Source organism: Aminobacter sp. 01T433 (assembly GCF_056398585.1).
The window spans coordinates 1-18,412 of the sequence record NZ_JBFTPR010000030.1; the positions used below are offsets into that span (position 1 = coordinate 1).

The 18,412-nt window shown below is 62.1% G+C and carries 16 protein-coding genes; 7 read left to right on the plus strand and 9 right to left on the minus strand.

Features of this window, described 5'->3' with window-relative positions; genetic code table 11:
* The 7 genes from lpdA to AC1DLV_RS28640 all read right to left on the minus strand — a co-directional run.
* A partial coding sequence (lpdA, locus tag AC1DLV_RS28610; RefSeq protein ID WP_476803435.1) for a dihydrolipoyl dehydrogenase occupies positions 1-1,232 on the minus strand: 1,232 nt, incomplete at its 3' end.
* Positions 1,233-1,285: 53 nt separating this feature from the next.
* On the minus strand, positions 1,286-1,948 hold the full coding sequence (locus AC1DLV_RS28615; protein WP_476836319.1) for a glutathione S-transferase family protein: 663 nt from the start codon (positions 1,946-1,948) through the stop codon (positions 1,286-1,288).
* Positions 1,945-2,751 (minus strand): ThuA domain-containing protein, encoded by an 807-nt coding sequence (locus AC1DLV_RS28620; RefSeq protein ID WP_476803433.1) that lies wholly within the window; start codon positions 2,749-2,751, stop codon positions 1,945-1,947. The genes AC1DLV_RS28615 and AC1DLV_RS28620 overlap by 4 nt, the downstream gene beginning before the upstream one ends.
* Before the next feature lie 47 nt (positions 2,752-2,798).
* Positions 2,799-3,782 (minus strand): aminotransferase class IV, encoded by a 984-nt coding sequence (locus AC1DLV_RS28625; protein ID WP_476803432.1) that lies wholly within the window; start codon positions 3,780-3,782, stop codon positions 2,799-2,801.
* 66 nt (positions 3,783-3,848) lie between these two features.
* Positions 3,849-5,093 (minus strand): aminotransferase class III-fold pyridoxal phosphate-dependent enzyme, encoded by a 1,245-nt coding sequence (locus tag AC1DLV_RS28630; RefSeq protein WP_476803431.1) that lies wholly within the window; start codon positions 5,091-5,093, stop codon positions 3,849-3,851.
* A gap of 53 nt (positions 5,094-5,146) precedes the next feature.
* Entirely contained in the window at positions 5,147-6,754 is a 1,608-nt protein-coding gene (locus AC1DLV_RS28635; protein ID WP_476803430.1) for an ABC transporter substrate-binding protein, read from the minus strand.
* A 30-nt stretch (positions 6,755-6,784) separates the two neighbouring features.
* Complete coding sequence (locus tag AC1DLV_RS28640; RefSeq protein WP_476803429.1) at positions 6,785-8,959, minus strand: alpha-ketoacid dehydrogenase subunit alpha/beta; 2,175 nt, start codon at positions 8,957-8,959, stop codon at positions 6,785-6,787.
* A 158-nt stretch (positions 8,960-9,117) separates the two neighbouring features.
* Here AC1DLV_RS28640 and AC1DLV_RS28645 point away from each other — a divergent pair, with 158 nt between their 5' ends.
* Genes AC1DLV_RS28645 through AC1DLV_RS28655 form a run of 3 tightly spaced genes read left to right on the plus strand, consistent with a single transcriptional unit; the run spans position 9,118 to position 12,177 of the window.
* A complete protein-coding gene (locus AC1DLV_RS28645; RefSeq protein WP_476803428.1) occupies positions 9,118-10,257 on the plus strand; it encodes an acyl-CoA dehydrogenase family protein in 1,140 nt (379 codons plus the stop codon).
* 7 nt (positions 10,258-10,264) lie between these two features.
* On the plus strand, positions 10,265-11,521 hold the full coding sequence (locus AC1DLV_RS28650) for a four-carbon acid sugar kinase family protein (protein WP_476803427.1): 1,257 nt from the start codon (positions 10,265-10,267) through the stop codon (positions 11,519-11,521).
* A gap of 17 nt (positions 11,522-11,538) precedes the next feature.
* Positions 11,539-12,177, plus strand: coding sequence for a class II aldolase/adducin family protein (locus AC1DLV_RS28655; RefSeq protein WP_476803426.1), 639 nt, complete (start codon positions 11,539-11,541; stop codon positions 12,175-12,177).
* 3 nt (positions 12,178-12,180) lie between these two features.
* Here the strand turns inward: AC1DLV_RS28655 and AC1DLV_RS28660 are convergent, their stop codons facing one another.
* Positions 12,181-13,491, minus strand: coding sequence for an acetoin dehydrogenase dihydrolipoyllysine-residue acetyltransferase subunit (locus tag AC1DLV_RS28660; protein WP_476803438.1), 1,311 nt, complete (start codon positions 13,489-13,491; stop codon positions 12,181-12,183).
* Positions 13,492-13,513: 22 nt separating this feature from the next.
* Complete coding sequence (locus AC1DLV_RS28665; protein WP_476803425.1) at positions 13,514-14,368, minus strand: IclR family transcriptional regulator; 855 nt, start codon at positions 14,366-14,368, stop codon at positions 13,514-13,516.
* A gap of 179 nt (positions 14,369-14,547) precedes the next feature.
* Between AC1DLV_RS28665 and AC1DLV_RS28670 the strand changes: the two genes are divergently transcribed.
* Genes AC1DLV_RS28670 through AC1DLV_RS28685 form a run of 4 tightly spaced genes read left to right on the plus strand, consistent with a single transcriptional unit; the run spans position 14,548 to position 18,401 of the window.
* Positions 14,548-15,561 (plus strand): ABC transporter permease, encoded by a 1,014-nt coding sequence (locus AC1DLV_RS28670; RefSeq protein ID WP_476803424.1) that lies wholly within the window; start codon positions 14,548-14,550, stop codon positions 15,559-15,561.
* A gap of 4 nt (positions 15,562-15,565) precedes the next feature.
* Positions 15,566-16,402, plus strand: a complete 837-nt coding sequence (locus tag AC1DLV_RS28675) for an ABC transporter permease (RefSeq protein ID WP_476803423.1) — start codon at positions 15,566-15,568, stop codon at positions 16,400-16,402.
* Positions 16,399-17,397: an ABC transporter ATP-binding protein gene (locus AC1DLV_RS28680; RefSeq protein WP_476803422.1), complete on the plus strand. Its 999-nt coding sequence runs from the start codon at positions 16,399-16,401 to the stop codon at positions 17,395-17,397. Before AC1DLV_RS28675 ends, AC1DLV_RS28680 begins: the two co-directional genes overlap by 4 nt.
* A complete protein-coding gene (locus tag AC1DLV_RS28685; RefSeq protein WP_476803421.1) occupies positions 17,394-18,401 on the plus strand; it encodes an ABC transporter ATP-binding protein in 1,008 nt (335 codons plus the stop codon). The genes AC1DLV_RS28680 and AC1DLV_RS28685 overlap by 4 nt, the downstream gene beginning before the upstream one ends.
* Positions 18,402-18,412 lie beyond the last annotated feature (11 nt).

Genomic DNA, 18,412 nt, shown 5'->3' on the forward strand with positions numbered 1-18,412 from the left:
ATGCCCTGGTCTTCGCCGAGCGCAATGGCCTTGCCATTGGCAACGAAGGGGAAACGGCCGACGCGGATGTCCTTGCCCTCGGCCTTGGCCCTGGCTTCGGTCAGGCCGACGGAAGCGACCTGCGGGTTGCAATAGGTGCAGCCCGGGATCTTCAGCTTGTCCATCGGATGCACATTGGGCAGGCCGGCGATCTTTTCGACGCAAATGACGGCTTCGTGCTCGGCCTTGTGGGCCAGCATCGGGGGACCTGCGACGTCGCCGATGGCGTAGATGCCCGGCACGTTGGTCTTGCCGTAACCGTCGATGACGATGCAGCCGCGATCGGTCTTGATGCCAAGTGCCTCAAGGCCGATGTTTTCAATGTTGCCCTGGACGCCGACGGCCGAGATCATGCGATCGGCGGTGATCTTCTCGACCTTGCCATCTTTCATCTCGACATGGGCCGTGACAGAGTTCGCGCCCTTTTCGACCTTGGTGACCTTGGCCTCCAAGTGGATCTTCATGCCCTGCTTTTCGAACTGCTTCTTGGCGAAGGCGGAGATTTCGGCATCTTCCACCGGCATGACCGCAGGCATCACCTCGACGACCGTCACATCGACGCCCATCGTGCGGTAGAAGGAAGCGAATTCGATGCCGATGGCGCCCGAGCCCATGACCAGCAGCGACTTGGGCATTTCCGGCGGCACCATGGCCTCGAAATAGGTCCAGATCAGCTTGCCATCGGGCTCGATGCCGGGCAGCGCGCGCGGCCTGGCACCGGTGGCGATGATGATGTGCTTGGCACTGTAGGTGCCCTCGCCCAGCGTGTTCTTGGGCAGCGGCGCCTGAGGCTCCATCGGCTTCTTGGTCGATTTCGACACGACGATCTGGCCGGGCTTGGTGAGCTTGGCCTCGCCCCAGATGACGTCGACCTTGTTCTTCTTCATCAGGAAGCCGACGCCGCCATTCATGCGCTGGGCAATGCCACGCGAGCGGTCGACAACGGCCTTCAGGTCGGCGGTGATCGTGCCTTCAAGCTTCAGGCCGTAATTCTTGGCATGCTCGGCCAGATGCAGAACCTCGGCAGAACGCAGCAGCGCCTTGGTCGGGATGCAGCCCCAGTTGGAACAGATGCCTGCCAGATGCTCGCGCTCGACGATCGCGGTCTTGAGGCCAAGCTGGGCGGCGCGGATCGCCGCGAAGTAGCCGCCGGGACCAGAGCCGATGATGATGACGTCGTAATTGGTGGTCAAAAATTGTCCCCCTTGGGATTGCGATATGGCCGGCCTCGGGGGGCGGATGCTGGTCAATTTGGTCGCGCGCCGTAAGCGATTGCTGCGGTCTGTTGCGCCGAGGGACGTTCGTCGACGCGCGCGAACCAGCTGGCAAGGCGTGTCAGCGCTGGGTCGAACGGCAAGGCCGCGCGCCGAGCAGCGAAATCGGCGAAACAGTAGAGCACGATGTCCGCTAGGCTGAAGCGGTCGCCGGCAAGATAAGGCCGGTCGCCAAGCTGCGCATCGATCCAGGCGGCATTCTCGCGCACGATTTCGGCCATATCGGCCGCGGCATGGGGAATGCAATGGACGCGATCCTTGAACACGCCGAGCCCAGGACCATAGCGGAAGGCAGCGGTCACAGGTTCGCAGAAACCAAGATCGACGCGCCGCGCCCACATCCGAACCTGAGCGCGCTCCTCGGCACTCTCGCCCAGCAGCTTCGGCCCACCAAACTTCTCTTCCAGGAATTCGCAGATGGCTGTTGTCTCGGCGATGGCTTGGCCTGTCGAGGTCTCGAGGACTGGCAGCTGGCCAGCAGGATTGATCGACATGAATGGCGGCCTGCGGTTCTCGCCGGCAACGAGGTCGATCCATTGTTCCGAAAGCGCAATGTCCTTTTCAGCCGCGAACATGCGCACGATGCGCGGATTTGGGCCGACCGAAATGAAGAGCTTCATCTCGGGTATGCTCACTTGCGCCAGCTCTGCGCCATCGACCATTCGATCGCGTTGCGCACCAATCGCCGATAATTCGGATTTTCAAACGTGCGCGAGAAATGGCCCGGCTGGATATATGCGACGGCGCTGTTGATGCTTCGCTTGGTCCAGGCGACGACGTTGCTGCCGGGCGGTCGCTCCCAGCCACGGTTCGACCGTCGCTCGCCGGTCATTGCCAGCTTGAGCGAATAGAGATGACGGCAGCTGAACTCGACATCCGAGCGTGCAACAGTGTCGATGCTGTCTTCGAAGACCTCCATGAGGTAGGCCTCGTCATCGAGAGTGAAAGATGACGGTAAGCCCGCAAACAGAGGATGGGCTGGATCCTCTGCGCTGATCGTCATGGGCACGTCGAACCTCGTACCGCCATCCATGACCGGCTTGCCCCGCACGGTGCCGGGAAAGTGGAGCAGAATGCCGCCCAGTGCCTCGGCGTAGTCGGGCCAGGAAGTCCACGCCGCAATTGCGTGATGCAGGGCCACAATAGGCATTCCGGCTTCCAGCAACGCGTGGAAACCACGTTTGAATTCCTCGGTGGGCTGGACCTCATAGCCCGGGCCGGCCCACGGATTACCACCTGGCATGTCATAAAGGACCACCGCGTCGACGTCGCTCAGGTTTTCTGGGTTGAGCACGCGCTCAGCCAGCGGATGTTCGACAAGGAAAGCCTCCGTCCCCTCGAAGCTTTCGAACATGGCCATGAGGCCGGTACGGTCGTAGGTGTGACCATTGCCGACCACCAAAATGCGCGGCCTCACCTTGTAATCCAGAAATCCCATGAGTTCCTCCCAGCAAGATGATCCGGGGCAGCGCCCCGGATTTGATGTCAGTCGCGGTACTCGATCGCGAAACTGACCTCGGGATCGCGATGGGCATCCCAGTAGCCCTTCCACAGCGCCTGGCTGATCGGACCCACCTTGCCATCGCCCACCGGCTGGCCGTCGAGCGTGGTGACAGGCATCACGCCGCCGGCCGTCGTCACGAAGAGGAGTTCATCGCAATCGTAAGCCAACTCCACCGGCACGTCGTCAATCGTATGGGGGTAGCCAAGCTTCTCGGCGACAGCGAGCACCGACTTGCGCGTGACGCCCTCAAGTACGCCCTTCTTAGGCGTATAGAGTTTGCCGTCCTTGATCAGGATGATGTTGAATCCCGAGCCCTCGGTCAGGTTCGCGTCGCCGTCGGTCAGAATCGGGTACATCGCCCCGCGATCGCGCGCTTCCAGCAAGCCGCGCGTGAAATCACCCCACTGCAGGTTCTTCACGGTCGGGTCGATGGCACCTGGAGGCACGCGGCGAACGGTGCGCGCGATGACGGCGCTGCCGCCAGTCTTCTGCGTCTCCTCGTTCATGACCCACATGTAGGGCATGACCATCAGGTAGCAGAAGTTCTCGCATTCCTCCGGCGCATACTGGCGAATGAAGCGTAGGCCGCGGGTCACGATCAGCATCATATAGGCATCGCGGATGCCGCTTTTCGCAGTCATCTCGACCAGGCGGTCGCGGATTTCCTGGCGCGACAGCGGGCTCTTTAGGCGCAGGCGCTCGCAGCTGCGCTCGAAGCGGTCGAGGTGGTCGTCCAGGCGGAAGAAGCGGCCGTCCCAGACGGCAGGCACATCATAGGTCAGGTCCGAGTGGAGGAAGCCCTGGTCCAGGATCGGAATGCGCGCTTCTTTCAGGGGCACATACTCTCCTTCGACGTAGACAATACCTTGGGCGAAGGGGTTGTTGCTCGCTTCGAGCGCCTTAACGCGCTTCTGATAGTCGACGAAGATGTGGTCAGTATAGGACATGGGCGAAGCCTCGGTCACGCTGGTTTCGGTATGTTGCTTGACGTAAGCCGCGCCGTCGATTGCTCCGGCGCGGCTTGTGGCCTTTCACTCGGGCTGAAGTCCGAGTTCCACGACTTGCTTCATGGCTGCATCAGCCCCCTCGATCGCACGGTCAATGTCTGCTGGCTGGTGTGCCGCACACAGGAACATGTTGTGCTTCGGGTGCAGATAGACGCCGTGGCGGAGAGCGGCCGCGCAGAAGGCATTGGCGATCTGCAGGTCCTTGTCACCGTCGAACAGAACCATCGGCATCTGCGCTGGCCCGGTCTGACGCAGGCTGAAGCCGTGCCGCTTGGCCACCGCATTAAGGCCGTCACGGAAACGCAGGCCCATTGCCTCGGTGTGGGCCAATGCATCGGTGTCGCGAAGGATTTGCACCGTCTTCAGGCTCGCAGCCATTGCGGCCGCGCCGTACCAGAAGGACCCGGTGACGAATACCTTCGATGCGCCTTCACGCATGCGCTCGCTTCCGGCCACGGCGGCAAGCGGCCAGCCGTTTGCGATCGCTTTGGAGTAAGCGCCCAGATCCGCCTTGACGCCGTACCTCGCCCAGCTTCCGCGCACATCGAGACGGAAACCTGCCCGCACATCGTCGATGATCAATGCAGCGCCCGTCCTGTCGCAGATCGCACGTGCATGCTTGAGGAAATCCGGATCGGGCAGTTCCTGGTCACGGTTGACGTCATGCCGGAAGGCCGTGAGCACGATGCCGGCAAGGTCGTCGCCCGCGGCGGCCACCGCTTCGTCGAGGCTCGCCGGGTCGTTGAATTCAAAGATGACCAGATGCGCCCGGTCTTCCGCGGTCACGCCGATCAGCGAGGGAGAGCACCACGGCACCGCGCCATGATATGCTCCGCGCGCGACAAGGATCTTGCGCTTGCCGGTCGTGGCGCGCGCGATCGTGACACAGGCCGTGGTGGCATCGGTGCCGTTCTTCTGGAACATCGCCCAGTCGGCATGGTCAACGGTATCCACCAGAAGCTCGGCGAGTTCGACCATGACCTCGGTCGGACCGTTGCTTATGTCGGCGTTCTTGAGCTGCGCCATCGCTGCGGCGTCTACTTCGGGATGGTGGTAGCCAAGGACGTTGGGGCCCCAGGCACACATGAAATCGATATACTCGTTTCCATCGACGTCCCAGACCCGGCAACCTTCGGACCTAGCAAAGAATTGGGGGTAGCCCGGCCCAATGGCGCGGGTCGCCATATGGCCCCACATGCCGTTCGGCACCACCCTCTGGGCTCGCGCCAGAAGTTCGGCGTCGCGGCTGTTCGGCAGGCTGATGTTCATGATGTCCTCCATGGAAAAGAAGGGAGGCTTGCGGCCTCCCTTCTAGTAACCGATCAGTTCGAGATTTCGGCCAGCGGCAGGTTGCAGCAAGCGCTGTAGCGCATGCCCTTGACGTTCGGGCCATGTGCCAGGATCAGGTTCGGGCTGACCATCGGGATGATGATGCGATCGTTGGCCATCTGCTGGCCGGCTTCAAACCACAGCTTGTCGGCATCCGCGACCGTCGGAGCTGCAAGAGCCTGCTTGAGCAGCTTGCCGGTTTCGTTGTTGACAAGCGTCGGGTCGGTGGCAGAACCGGCACGCTTGGCCCAGACCGAGCCCTCAGACAGTCCGAAGACGTCGACATATTGCGAGCTGCCGTAGAAATCGGGTGCGAAGAACACGGCGGTCAACGGAATGTGGTCGCCATTGGCTGCCTCACGCCAGTTCGCAAACGGCACCGGCGAGAGCTCGACCTTGATGCCGACCTTCGCCAGATCCTGCTGGATCTTCTGCATCATCAGCGAGAAGTCGACGCCATAGACGTTCATGTCGGGATAGATCGACTTGATGGTGAAGCCGTCGGCCGCGCCTGCCTTGGCAAGCAGTTCCTTGGCTTTGTCAGGATTGTATGCCGGAATCTCGTGGTTATCTCCACCGGGGAAACCGAGGGGGATGGGCGTTGCAATTGGCCGGCCCGCGCCACCGAGCGTAAAGTCGATCAGCGAGGTGCGGTCGATGGCGATAGAGATGGCCTCGCGCACTTCCGGCGTCAACTTGACGGTGTTCGCCTTAGCGCCCGGCGACAGGGCGATATAGACGTAATTGTACGATGGCACCTGCTCGACCGTAACGTTGGACCCTTGTAGCGTCTTGGCGGTCTCGGGATCGATTTGCATGGCGATGTCGGCGGCACCCGACTGCAGCATCTGCGCCTGCGCCACTGCGTCCTTGACCTGGCGGAACACCACTTCCGGCACAGCCGGCGCCTTGCGCCAGTAGTTTTCGTTGCGCTTGAGCCTGAGTTCGGCGTTCGGCTCATAGGATGCCAGCACGAACGGGCCGCTGCCGGCAGAGTGGGTCAGGAACCAGTTTTCCGAGGTGTCCTTGTCCACCGCCGTAGCGTCGGAAAGAGCGCCTTCGGCCGAGGCGACGTCGCTGTTGATCACAGACAGGAAACCTGCGGCGGCCTGGTTGAGGAATTCGGAATTAGGCGCCGACAGATGGACGACGACCGTCTGTGCATCCGGGGTATCGATCGAGGCGATCGGGTCAGCCAGGAATGCACCGTTGCCCTTGATGTTTTTCAGCCGCTCGAACGACCATTTCACGTCCTTGGCTTCGACAGGCGAGCCGTCGGAGAACTTCGCGGCGGGGTCCAGCTTGAAGGTGAGCTGAGTCTGCTCCTTGTTGATTTCCCAGCTCTTAGCCAAGACCGGAACAACCTTGTTGTCCTTGTCGAGCGTGACGAGCTGCTCATAGACGGACGTGTTGTAGATCTGACAGGTGTCACACCATGCGCGTGCCGGATCGAGCGAATTGACGTCCATGTCGCGCGCGATCACCAGGGCACGCTCTTCTGCCTGCGCCGGGCCGTACAATACGGTCGCGGCAAGTGCCATCGACAGCAGGGCAATCTTGGATTTTCTCAGGCCTAGTCGTTTCACTGCTTGTACCTCCATTGTTGTCGGGCCGCGGATGCCCGTGTTCCACTATTTTTCCGCAATTCTCAGAAGTGCTTCCCTGACATCGTCGACCGACCCGAGCGCAGCGCGGTTGAGGACTGCCGACACGGTTGGGGCAGCAAGTCCGCCCGCAACGCGCAGGACTTCGTGATCGAGACAGTCGAAGAAGCGCTCCTGAATCTCTGCTGCCCAGGTGGCGCCCATGGAAAGGCTGCGTGCCGTCTGCTCGGCGATGACCACGCGGCCAGTCTTGTCGATCGACGAGCCGATCAGATCCCAGTCCATGCCGTGATGGTCGATGTTGCGCAGGTCGATGATCTCGGCATCGACGCCGGCTTCCTGCGCCGCCTTTGCGGCATTCTGGACCATGACCGAGGTAGCGAGCACGGTGCAGGCGGTTCCGGGTTTCACAATGCGGGCAGAGCCGAAGGGGATGCAGTAGTCACGATCGCCCTGCGGAACCTCGAACTCGCGCTGGTAGAGCTCGGTATGCTCTATGATGGCGACCGGATCGTTGCAGGCAAGAGCCGAGTTCATCAGCCCAATGTAGTCGAAAGCCGTCGACGGCGTGACGATGCGCCAACCCGGAAACAAGCCGAACAATGCTGAAGGGTCGCCCGAATGCTGCGATCCGTAGCCGGTATGCGGGGAAACGCGTATGCGCATCACCAGCGGAACGGGAAAGCCATCGCCGAACATATGGCGCACCTTGCCGACACCGTGAGCGATCTGGTCGGCGGCGGTGAAGCAGAAGTCGCCGAACATGATCTCGACGATGGGCCGAAGCCCGTTGAGCGCAGCACCCAGCGCAACGCCTGTGAAGCCGTTCTCGGCGATCGGCATCGGCAGCACGCGGCCCGGCCAGCGCTCCAGCGCGCCCTTGGTAAAGCCGCTGACACCGCCGCGCATCTGATGGACGTCCTCGCCCATGACGATGATGGTCGGGTCGCGTTCCATTGCCGATGCGATCGTCTCGGAAGCAGCCGTAACGAATTTCACCTTTTCCAGTTGGTGTCCGTTGAGCTGGTGGTGGTCCAGCATACGCTTGCCGCCGAGTTCGGACAGATCTCCCAAGATCCCACGATCCCGGCTGCCGGCATCCGGCCACAGACGATCAGGGATGCGTAGCGCATTTCCACCGGGCACCGGTTCGGTCAATCGCGTCGCTGCAGCGGCGACGCGATCCGTCACCACCTGGTCGATATGGGTGAGCTCTTCCGCAGAAAGATAGCCGAGCGACGTTAGTCTTTCCTTGGCAAGCGTGACCGGATCCCGCTCGCGCCATTCGGCCTCTTCCTCCTTGGTGCGATAGCCGAAATCACTGCCGCTGCGGCCGCCGGACTGGTGGAAATGCCGGTAGCATAGCGCCTCTACGACGACCGGGCCTCGTTCCTCGCGGATCAGCCTGCGTGCCTCGGCCATGGCGCGGTGAACTGCCACCACATCCATGCCGTCGCATTCGATGGAGGTAATGCCCAGCATCGCACCGCGCGAGGACAGGCGGGTCTCCCGCGTCACGTCGGAGATGCGGGTGGAAACGCCGTAGAGATTGTTTTCGATGAAGAAGATGACGGGAAGGCTTTGGGCGGCGGCGATGTTCATCGCCTCATAGCTTGCGCCATTTTGCGTGGCTCCGTCGCCGAAGAAGGCGACCGAAACCTGGTCACGTCCCAGCATCTTGTCGGCCAGCGCATAGCCGACCGCGTGGGGCGGATTGCCGCCCACGATAGCCGAGGTGCCCACGACCCCGGCATCGGCGAAGCGCATGTGCATGGAACCGCCACGCCCGCCGCAGTAGCCGGGCGCCAGTCCCATGATCTCCGCCATGAAGCGATAGACAGCTTCGTCCATGCCCGGCGTGAACTCATCCTTGCGGATATCGAAGCCTTCCGGCACTTCAGTGTTCACCAGCTTCATCAAGACTTGGTGGTGTGCGCGATGCGTGCCGTTGATCTTGTCGCCGGCGCCGAGCACCGACATGGCGCCAACCGCTCCCGCCTCTTGGCCGATGCTCGCATGCGCCGGACCATGGATCAGGCCGGCCTTCTCCAGATCGAGCAGCTTCTCCTCGAAGCGTCGGATCAGCAGCATCTGCCCATACCAGTGGATCAGATCCTGTGCCTTCTCGTCCTTCCAGTCGGCCTCGTCGAGTTCCAGATGGAACCAGGCGGCCGATGGGGTCAGTGGTATCTGGCGGGCCATAGTTCCTCCGGTGCAGCCTTAATCGGAGGGACAGTGCCAAGATTTGCACTGCCCATCTTGTTTATGGAAATAAATTCCGATTTCTGTTGAACGGCACACTAAGCTGTGCCAGCCTTTGGACGCAACAAAAATTTTCGGGTTCGATAAGGGATAGTTCGATGATCAGGGACGCCAGCCTGTTGGACGCGCTCACGCACACCGTGCAGCGTTTCGTGCGCGAGCGATTGGTGCCGGCAGAAGCGCGGGTCGAAGAAGAAAACGCGATTCCTGCGGAACTCATCGACGAGATGCGCGAACTCGGCCTGTTCGGCCTGTCGATACCGGCAGAGTTCGGCGGGCTCGGCCTGACGATGGAGGAGGAAGTGACCGTAGCGTTCGAACTCGGCTACACTTCGCCCGCCTTCCGATCAGTCATCGGCACGAACAACGGCATCGGCTCCCAGGGCATCATCGTCGACGGAACTGCAGCACAGAAGGAATACTGGCTGCCACGCATGGCGACAGGCGAGGTCATCGGCTCTTTCGCTTTGACCGAGCCTGACGTGGGCTCGGACGCCGGATCGGTCAGAACAACCGCCGTTCGCGACGGCGACCATTACGTCCTGAACGGAACCAAGCGCTTCATCACCAACGCTCCCGTTGCGGACGTATTCACCGTCATGGCGCGGACAGGCGGATCCGGACCGAACGGGGTCTCGGCGTTCCTCGTGCCGAGCAACTCAAAGGGAATCAGCCTCGGAGCCAGCGACAAGAAGATGGGTCAGCGCGGCACACGGACCTGCGATGTCATTTTCGAGAATTGCCGCGTGCCGGCCGATGCCGTCATCGGCGGCGTTGAAGGTCAGGGCTTCAAGACTGCGATGAAAGTTCTCAATCGCGGCCGGCTGCACATCGCCGCGGTCTGCACCGGTGCGGCGCAACGGCTCTGTGATGAATCCGTCTCCTTCGCCCGCACCCGCGTGCAATTCGGCAAGCCTATCGCCGAGCACCAGCTCATTCAGGCAATGCTTGCCGACAGCGCAACGGAAACGTTCGCAGGCCACTCCATGGTGCTGGAAGCCGCCCGCCGCTTCGATACCGGCGAGCGTATCATCCAGCAGGCTGCCAGCGCCAAGCTGTTCTGCTCCGAAATGGTGGGACGCGTCGCCGATCGTGCGGTGCAGATTCATGGCGGTGCTGGGTACATGCAGGAGTATCCGGTGGAGCACTTCTATCGCGATGTCCGCCTGTTCAGGCTTTACGAAGGCACCTCGCAGATCCAGCAGATCATCATCGCGCGCGAAATGATGAACGCCTAAGGCAACCATGAGCCAGTTTCTCGGCGTCGTCGCGGACGACTTTACCGGCGCGCTCATGGTAGCGGGCTACATCGAAAGCGCCGGGATCTACTGTCCCGTCGTCTTCGATCCAGCCGCCATTGTCCCCGATGCGCCGGTGATGGTGGCCGGCACGCGGACCCGCACCATCTCGCGCGCGGACGCCCTGTCCGATCTGGCCCGCATGGCCGATGCCTTCGTCGAAGCCGGTTATGAGCGGCTCGCCTACAAGGCCTGCGCGTCGTTCGACTCGACAGAAGAAGGCAACATCGGGCCGGCCGCTGACTACCTCGCGGACCGGCTAGGATTGCGGCCGGCACTGATGAGCGCGGGCTTTCCCCGCTACGGCACCACCGTGCATCAGGGGTATCTTTTCTACCGCGGCCGGCTCGTGTCGGAATCGATCAAGCGTTTCGATCCGCTGACCCCAATGCCTGACCCGGATCTAGTGCGATTCTTGTCGCTCCAGACGCAACATCCGATCGCGCTCGTCAATCACGCTACCCTGCTCAAGGGCGCCGATATCATGCGAGAGGCAGTCGATGCCTTTGCGGCGGCTGGCGCTGGCCATGTGCTTTTCGACATGACAGACGATGGCGACGTGGATGCCGCTGCCGAACTGGCCTGTACGCGGCCCAGTGTGGTGGTAGCGAGCGATCCGCTGATTATCGCCTACGCCTGCCGGATCGCAGCATCCGCACGTGCAAGGCCGGTGCCAGTGCCTCGTCATGCTGTCGGCCCGGCAGCTGTCATTGCCGGCACCGTCGGCCCAGTTATCCTCAGGCAGCTGGATGTGTTTGGCGAGGCCCATCCGGTCCTGACCGTGGACCTTCTCGATCCGCGCGGACAACCGGCGTCAATCGCAGCTGCACTTGATTGGGCAACGCCGCTTATCGGAGCCAAGCCTTTTGCCATCTCCACGGCGACGGATGCGGAAGGCGTCGAACGCGCACAACGGGCGCTTGGCCCACTCGGCGCGGCGCGGCAGGCCGAGCATCTACTGGGAGCAATATCCAAAGGGTTGCATGACCGAGGCATCAACCGCTTCGTCGTCGCCGGTGGCGAAACCTCGGGGGCGGTCGTCTCGGCACTGGGCATCAGTGCCGTCCGCGCATTTCCTGAAGGTCCAATCGGCACGGGCCTCTGCGTGGCGGAAGGCCCGCGGCCGATCTCGCTCTACCTGAAACCAGGCAAGCTCGGCGGCGAAGACATCCTGCTGAGAGCCCTTGAATTGATGAAAGCTTAGTCGAAGGAGACAACCAAATGCCGGTTCCATCTGATCCCCGCGTCGCGCTGATTGAAGCTACGTTGAAGACCGTTGAGCTGAAGCTCAACAGCGGCACAGCCGGCAATCTGAGCCTCCGCCATGGCGAGGGCATGCTGATCACCCCCACCGGCATTCAACCCCAAGACTTGGGCCCGGAGCAGATCGTGGAGATGGACCTTGAGGGAAACTGGGAGGGCCGCTGGAAACCCTCTTCCGAGTGGGCGATCCATTCCCGGCTCTATCAGACGACATCGGCCGGAGCAGTTGTTCATGCCCACCCGGACAATTGCGTGGCCCTGGCGGCGCTCAGGCGGCCCATGCCGCCTTTTCACTACATGATCGCCGCGTTTGGCGGAAACATCATCCCATGCGCGCCTTATGCCTGCTTCGGCACACCGGCGCTGGCAGAGACAGTCGTCGCGGCCATGGGCACAACCTACTCCGCCTGTCTCATGTCGAACCACGGGATCGTCACTACGGGCCGCGACCTTGCCGCGGCGCTCGCGCGGGCAGAAAAGCTTGAGATGCTGGCGCGCCAGTACCTTCTTGCCTGTGAGGCAGGCGAACCAGTGCTGCTGAGGGAGGAAGAGCTGACCGAGGTACACAGCCGTTACGGCACCTACGGCCAGCAATAGCCTTCAGGCGCTGCGCCAGACCTCGCTGAGGATACGCAGCGCGAGCTCCGGCTTTTCCAGATGGGGCATGTGCCCGCAACGGTCGAAGGCGTGCAGCGCCACGTTGTCGGGCAATCCGCGTGTGGAACCGAAAGGCAGCACGCGATCCTGTCGCCCGAAGACAATGCGGACGATCTGCGACAGCTTGGCGATATCAGCTGCAACCGAGAAGCTCTGCGTCCCATCAGGGAAGAAGCGGTTGGCAAAACCCGTCATGGCCGCCGTCAGACCCTCATCCTTTCGCTGCTGAACGATCGAACGCACGAAGGCGTCTGAAATCGTCGCCGGATCATGAACCAACATCTCCAGCCAGGGCCGCAGGCTTTCGATGCTGCGCGCCCTCAAGATGCCTTCGGTGAAGGGAGCATTGATCTCCGGTCCGAGACCGGCAGGAGCGAAAAGGCAAAGGCCGCGGACATCGACTTGGGCCCGCCGGGCCACGCGTGCCGCGAGCGCGCCACCGAAAGAATGGCCCGCGAGCACCATCGGCCCGACCTTTTCGGCCGCAAGCGTCGCCTCGACCAGCTCAGCCATCTCATCCAGATCATCCGGAACGTCACGCGGAGATTGCCCATGGGCGGGCAAGTCGAGGGCAAGGGCCGGGAACTCGCTGCGCCCGCCGGCAAAGAGACCGCGCCAGTTATTCAGGTCGCCGCTGAAGCCATGCAGCATCACAACCGCAAACCCTGCGCCCTGGCGCAGCCAAACGGCATTGAGAAGCTGGCTGCCTCCCTGCCCTGGACGTGAGGGCTTCGTCACCAAATCGCCGGAGGCCGCTGGCGCCGCCACCGCGAACCCTGCAAGTCCGGCCAGAACATCCTTCTTCTGTACCCGCCCGTGCGGACCCGTCCCCTTCAGTCCCTCTAGGTGGATGCCATGCTCCTGCGCGAGACGTCGAGCGAGTGGCGTCGGATTGGGAGCAGCGTGACGCGACGTGGAACGGGCGGGCGCCGAAGCATGGTGTGCGGCGACGGCCGGCGCGGCGGCTTCCAGTTCCAGCGGCCCGGCCGGGGCAGCAGGACTGTCGGCGCCAACCTCGTCCAACGCAAAGATTCGCGCGACCTCCGCGCCTACGTCGACCTCGGTGTCGCTGACCACAAGATTGCGGATAATCCCTGCCCCAGGGGATTCCACCTCGACGGCCGCCTTGTCGTTGTCGATCTCGAAGAGAACCTGTCCTGTGGCAACCGTGTCACCTTCCTTGACGTGCCAGCGTGAAATGCTGCCGCTTGCCATTTCGAGGCTAACCTTGGGGAAGATGACATTGACTGGCATGACAGATCCTTTGAAGCGAAGTCTATTCCGCCGAGGTATTCCAGGCGGGAGCAGAGACTGGGAAGGGCAAAAGGTCAGGTTGCCCGGCAAGGCTGGCGCGCAGGCGTTGCGTCAAGCGCACCAGCTCGGGGCCAACCGTGTTGCGGGACAGTTCCTTCGGCAGGAGGTCGACGATGCCGCCGCATGTCAGCGCAACCAATGGCGACCCATCCGTTGGCCGGAACGCTACGCCAACCGCATTGATGTAGCTGTGCCACGTGCCGAAAACACTGACGAAGCCATCTCGTTGATAATCCTCGAGCGACTTGTCGATGAGCGCCACAAGCGCGTCCTTGTCCTTTTCGACCTTCAGCAGCTGCTCCACCACGGTGGCGCGAATTTCCGGATGCATCTCCGCAAGATACGCAAGACCCATGGCTGTCCGGCAGATCGGAACCCTGGAGCCAATGTTCAGCCGTAGCGTCACTGGCGACATCGACCTGCAATTAGCCAGGTAGACCATCTCCAGCCCGTCGCGCGTGCCTAACGCCACTGCCGCGCCGGTCTTGTCGGCCAGTTCCTGCATTAGTGGCCTGGCCAGGTGGATCACCGGATTGGAGCTCAAGGCAGAATAGCCGAGCGATATGGTTGCAGGGCCGATGCTGTAGCGGCCGAGAGTATCGTCATAGTTGAGATAGCCAAGGTTCACGAGAGTGGCCGTCAGTCGGGAGACCGTCGCCTTGGGCAGTCCAGTTCGTTCGAGCAGGTCCTGGTTTCCGAGCGTACCGTCGTCAGCCGTGAAGGCCCGCAGGATTTCAAGCCCACGTGTCAACGACGCCGCAGGGTTGCTGCCCTCGGCAACATCCCCCCCCTCGATCGGTTTTGTCCGCTTACGCATTTTCGACCTCTCCCCAGTACCGCCGCCAAACCAGAGAATCTCGACCGCTCGTTCGGTCACTATTGGAATTTAATTTCATTTATGTTGACGCGCGCTCCCGCTGTTGTCAATATTGTCGTCATACCCGTCGTCCTGCACCCGACCGGTGCACGGAGAATCCCGGCATAAGGATCAGTTCCTTGATACGTTACATACTGCGCCGCCTCATCACTATGCCGTTCTTGGTGCTGGGCATCATCACGCTTGCCTTTCTGCTGACGACGGTGACCAAGGGCGATCCGCTGGCAGCCATCGTCTCCGACCGGCAGATGAATGACCCGGAGGCAGTCGCCGCCGCCAAGGCCCGTTGGGGCCTCGATCGCAGCCTGCCTGAACGATACTTGATCTATGTCCAGAACCTCGTCACCGGCGATATGGGCACGTCATTCATCACCCGCCGCCCGGTCGCGCAGGACGTCATGTTCCGGCTTCCCGCAACGATGGAACTGGTGATCGCCGCCATGATCGTAGGCTCCACGATTGGCATCTCGCTCGGAATGCTAGCGGCCTACTATCGCAACACACCAATCGACCATCTGGCGCGTTTCTTCGCGCTATTCGGCTCCTCTATCCCGGTTTTTTGGCTCGGGCTGGCACTTCTCTACGTGTTCTCGGTGAAGTGGGGCATCCTTCCCGGCCCCGGCCGGCTTGATCCGCGCGCAGCACTGCCGCCGAGGATCACTGGCTTCATGACCATCGACACGTTGCTGGCCGGAAACGTCAAGCTCTTCGCCGATGCCCTATGGCACCTGATTCTGCCTGCCTTCGTGCTTGGCTGGGCAGTGGCGGGCACGATTTCGCGCCTCGTGCGAGCCAACATGCTCGAAGTTCTCGATCGCGAATTCATCCTCACTGCTCGCTCCAAAGGGGCCGGCGAACTGCGCGTCGTCATCCGCCACGCGCTTCGCAACACGCTCGTGCCCACCCTCACGGTCATCGGCTACTCCTTCGCCTACCTGCTGACCGGTGCGGTGCTCACCGAGACCATCTTCTCGTGGCCCGGCATGGGATCCTACGCCGTGGATGCCGCCAGGGGTCTCGACTTCCCTGCCATCATTGGCGTGACCATCGTCGGCGGCGTCGTCTTCCTAGTGACCAACCTCATTACCGACGTCGCCTACGTCATCGCCAACCCACGCGTCCGTCTGGGATAAGACCTTGACCGCATTGACACTCTCCTCGCTAAGACGAGCCCACTGGATATCGCTTCCACTGGCCATCGGTTTCGCAATCGTCCTCTTCTGGCTGGCAGTGACGTTTCTCGCGCCGCTCATGACCTCGTACAATCCGCTCGATATGGTGGGTCGTCGGCTGCAGGCGCCGAGCTGGGAACATTGGCTGGGAACCGATGCACTGGGGCGCGATGTGCTCAGCCGCACACTCCATGGCGCACGGCATTCACTGCCCATCGCCATGATCGTGGTCACCCTTTCGGTTGGGATCGGCGCGGCCCTTGGCGCAATATCCGGCTTTGTCGGCGGCGTGTTTGGATCGGCGATCATGCGGCTGGTGGACGTCACCTTGTCATTCCCGCCGATGCTGCTAGCCATGGCGGTTGCTGCTTCGCTTGGGCCTGGCCTCGAGAACGCCACTGTCGCCATGATCATCGTGTGGTGGCCGATCTATGCCCGCCTCATGCGCGCCCAGGTTCTGGAAGTCCGGGAGCGCGAGCATGTCGAAGCTGCCATCGCAGCCGGCGCAAGCAAGCCTCGTGTGCTCCTGAAACATATCCTGCCGCTGTGCTGGACGCCTGTGCTTATCAGCGCAACGATGGACCTCGGCCAGGTCATCCTGCTTGCCGCGTCGCTGAGCTTCATCGGCCTTGGCGCCACGCCGCCTACTCCGGAATGGGGGTCGATGATCTCCGATGGCGCGTCCCAATTCTATTCCTGGTGGGTCGCGTTCGGACCGGGCCTCGCCATCCTGACAATCGTGCTCGGCTTCAACTTCATTGGTGACGGTCTGCACGACTATTTCGACCCGAAGTCCAAATGAGGACCGACATGCAGCAAGAACCGCTCTTCTCCGTGCAAGATCTGCGTGTCTCCTTCGGCCGCCATGGCCACCATTTCGAGGCTGTGCGCGGCATCAACCTCCACGTCGATCACGGCGAGGTACTGGGTATCGTCGGCGAGTCGGGTTCTGGCAAGTCGGTCGGCATGCTAGCCGCGCTCGGCCTGCAGGCAAAGACGGCGCGGGTCCAGGGATCCGCGAAGTTCAAGGGACAGGAGCTTGTCGGAATGCCCAGGCGCGAATTGCGCAAGCTCCGTGGCTCGCGCATCGCCATGATCTTCCAGGATCCGCTTTCATCACTGAACCCAGTCATGACCGTTGGCGCCCAGATTGCCGAGACGATCCTGCTCCACAATCCGGGAGTCTCGAAAAAGGCCGCGCTCGACCGTGCGGTGGAGCTCTTGGCGCTCGTCGCCATCTCGCAGCCCGACCGCCGCATCCACCAGTTTCCCCATGAGTTTTCAGGCGGGATGCGCCAGCGCGTGATGATTGCGATGGCGGTTGCAAACGACCCGGACCTCTTGATCGCCGACGAGCCTACCACAGCGCTCGACGTGACCGTCCAGGCCCAGATCATGGATGTCCTGAGCGACCTCCAGAAGCGGCTGAACCTCGGCCTGGTCCTCATCACACATGACCTCGGCGTCCTTGCCGGCCATGCGGACCGCGTTGCCGTGGTCTATTCGGGAGAGGTTGTGGAGCAGGCGAGCATCGACGATCTCTTCGAGCGCCCGAGCCATCCCTACACGCGTGGCCTCATCGCATCCATTCCCGACATGGCCGAGGAAAAGGACCGGCTCTTTTCCATTGATGGTTCGCCGCCCCCCTTGGGCAAGCTTCCCGGTGGTTGCGCCTTCCATCCGCGTTGCCCGCAGGCCCAATCTATCTGCCGAACCACTGCGCCCGTGCTGCGTGACTTCGGAGACCACAGCGCTTCCTGCCACTTTGCCACCCTTCCAACCGAGAGCGCAGCATGACGCAACAAGCCATTCTCTCCGTTCGAGAACTGACCAAGCGCTTCCCGGTCACCGGCGGCCTCCTGTTCGAACGGGAAGTCGCGCACGTCAACGCGGTCGCAGGCGTGTCGTTCGACGTCAATGCAGGCGAGACACTCGGGTTAGTAGGCGAGTCGGGTTGCGGAAAATCCACCCTCGGCAGGTGCATCCTCAGGCTGATCGAGCCCAGCAGCGGCGAGACACTCTTCCACGGCCAGAACATCAACCTGGCCAATCCCACCGAGATGCGGCGGCTGCGTCGCAATATCCAGCTTGTCTTCCAGGACCCTTACGCATCGCTCCACCCACGTATGCGGGTGGCCGAGAACGTCGCCGAGCCGCTTCGCATCAGCGATCTCAATACTGCGCAACGAAAACTTCGCGTGGCGGAAATGCTGGAACTCGTACGACTGAACCCGGAGCACGGGCAGCGCTACCCGCACGAGCTTTCGGGCGGCCAGCGCCAACGCGTCGTCATCGCTCGCGCTCTCGCGCTGAAGCCGGAACTACTGGTCCTCGACGAACCGGTATCCGCGCTCGACGTCTCCGTACAGGCTGGCGTGCTCAATCTGCTCAAGGACATCCAGCGCGAGATGGGCACGGCCTATGTGTTCATCGCCCATGACCTGTCGGTCGTGCAACACATCTCGCACCGGGTGGCAGTGATGTATCTTGGCAAGATCGTCGAGATCGCTCCGAAGTCACTCCTCTATCGCGCGCCGATGCACCCTTACACGCAGGCATTGATGTCGGCGGTTCCGCTCGCCAACCCGAAGCTGGAGAGGACGCGCTCGCGCATCGTGCTGAAGGGCGATCTTCCAAGCCCGCTCAATCCACCCTCAGGCTGCCGCTTTCGTACACGCTGCCCCATGGCACAGCCCATCTGCGCGCAGGAGGAACCACCGCTCGCCGACCACGGCGGCGGGCATTCGGTAGCCTGCCATTTCCCCAATGCAATCGACACTGGTTTGTCGGCGCGCGTCTGACGCGGAGCCGG

What these genes read in the sequence shown, in the direction of transcription:
- AC1DLV_RS28620 (WP_476803433.1), bottom strand. Translation starts at nt 2,751, where the DNA reads ATGGGATTTCTGGATTACAAGGTGAGGCCGCGCATTTTGGTGGTCGGC.
- AC1DLV_RS28630 (WP_476803431.1), bottom strand. Translation starts at nt 5,093, where the DNA reads ATGAACATCAGCCTGCCGAACAGCCGCGACGCCGAACTTCTGGCGCGA.
- AC1DLV_RS28635 (WP_476803430.1), bottom strand. Translation starts at nt 6,754, where the DNA reads ATGGAGGTACAAGCAGTGAAACGACTAGGCCTGAGAAAATCCAAGATT.
- AC1DLV_RS28640 (WP_476803429.1), bottom strand. Translation starts at nt 8,959, where the DNA reads ATGGCCCGCCAGATACCACTGACCCCATCGGCCGCCTGGTTCCATCTG.
- AC1DLV_RS28645 (WP_476803428.1), top strand. Translation starts at nt 9,118, where the DNA reads ATGATCAGGGACGCCAGCCTGTTGGACGCGCTCACGCACACCGTGCAG.
- AC1DLV_RS28650 (WP_476803427.1), top strand. Translation starts at nt 10,265, where the DNA reads ATGAGCCAGTTTCTCGGCGTCGTCGCGGACGACTTTACCGGCGCGCTC.
- AC1DLV_RS28655 (WP_476803426.1), top strand. Translation starts at nt 11,539, where the DNA reads ATGCCGGTTCCATCTGATCCCCGCGTCGCGCTGATTGAAGCTACGTTG.
- AC1DLV_RS28660 (WP_476803438.1), bottom strand. Translation starts at nt 13,491, where the DNA reads ATGCCAGTCAATGTCATCTTCCCCAAGGTTAGCCTCGAAATGGCAAGC.
- AC1DLV_RS28665 (WP_476803425.1), bottom strand. Translation starts at nt 14,368, where the DNA reads ATGCGTAAGCGGACAAAACCGATCGAGGGGGGGGATGTTGCCGAGGGC.
- AC1DLV_RS28680 (WP_476803422.1), top strand. Translation starts at nt 16,399, where the DNA reads ATGAGGACCGACATGCAGCAAGAACCGCTCTTCTCCGTGCAAGATCTG.
- AC1DLV_RS28685 (WP_476803421.1), top strand. Translation starts at nt 17,394, where the DNA reads ATGACGCAACAAGCCATTCTCTCCGTTCGAGAACTGACCAAGCGCTTC.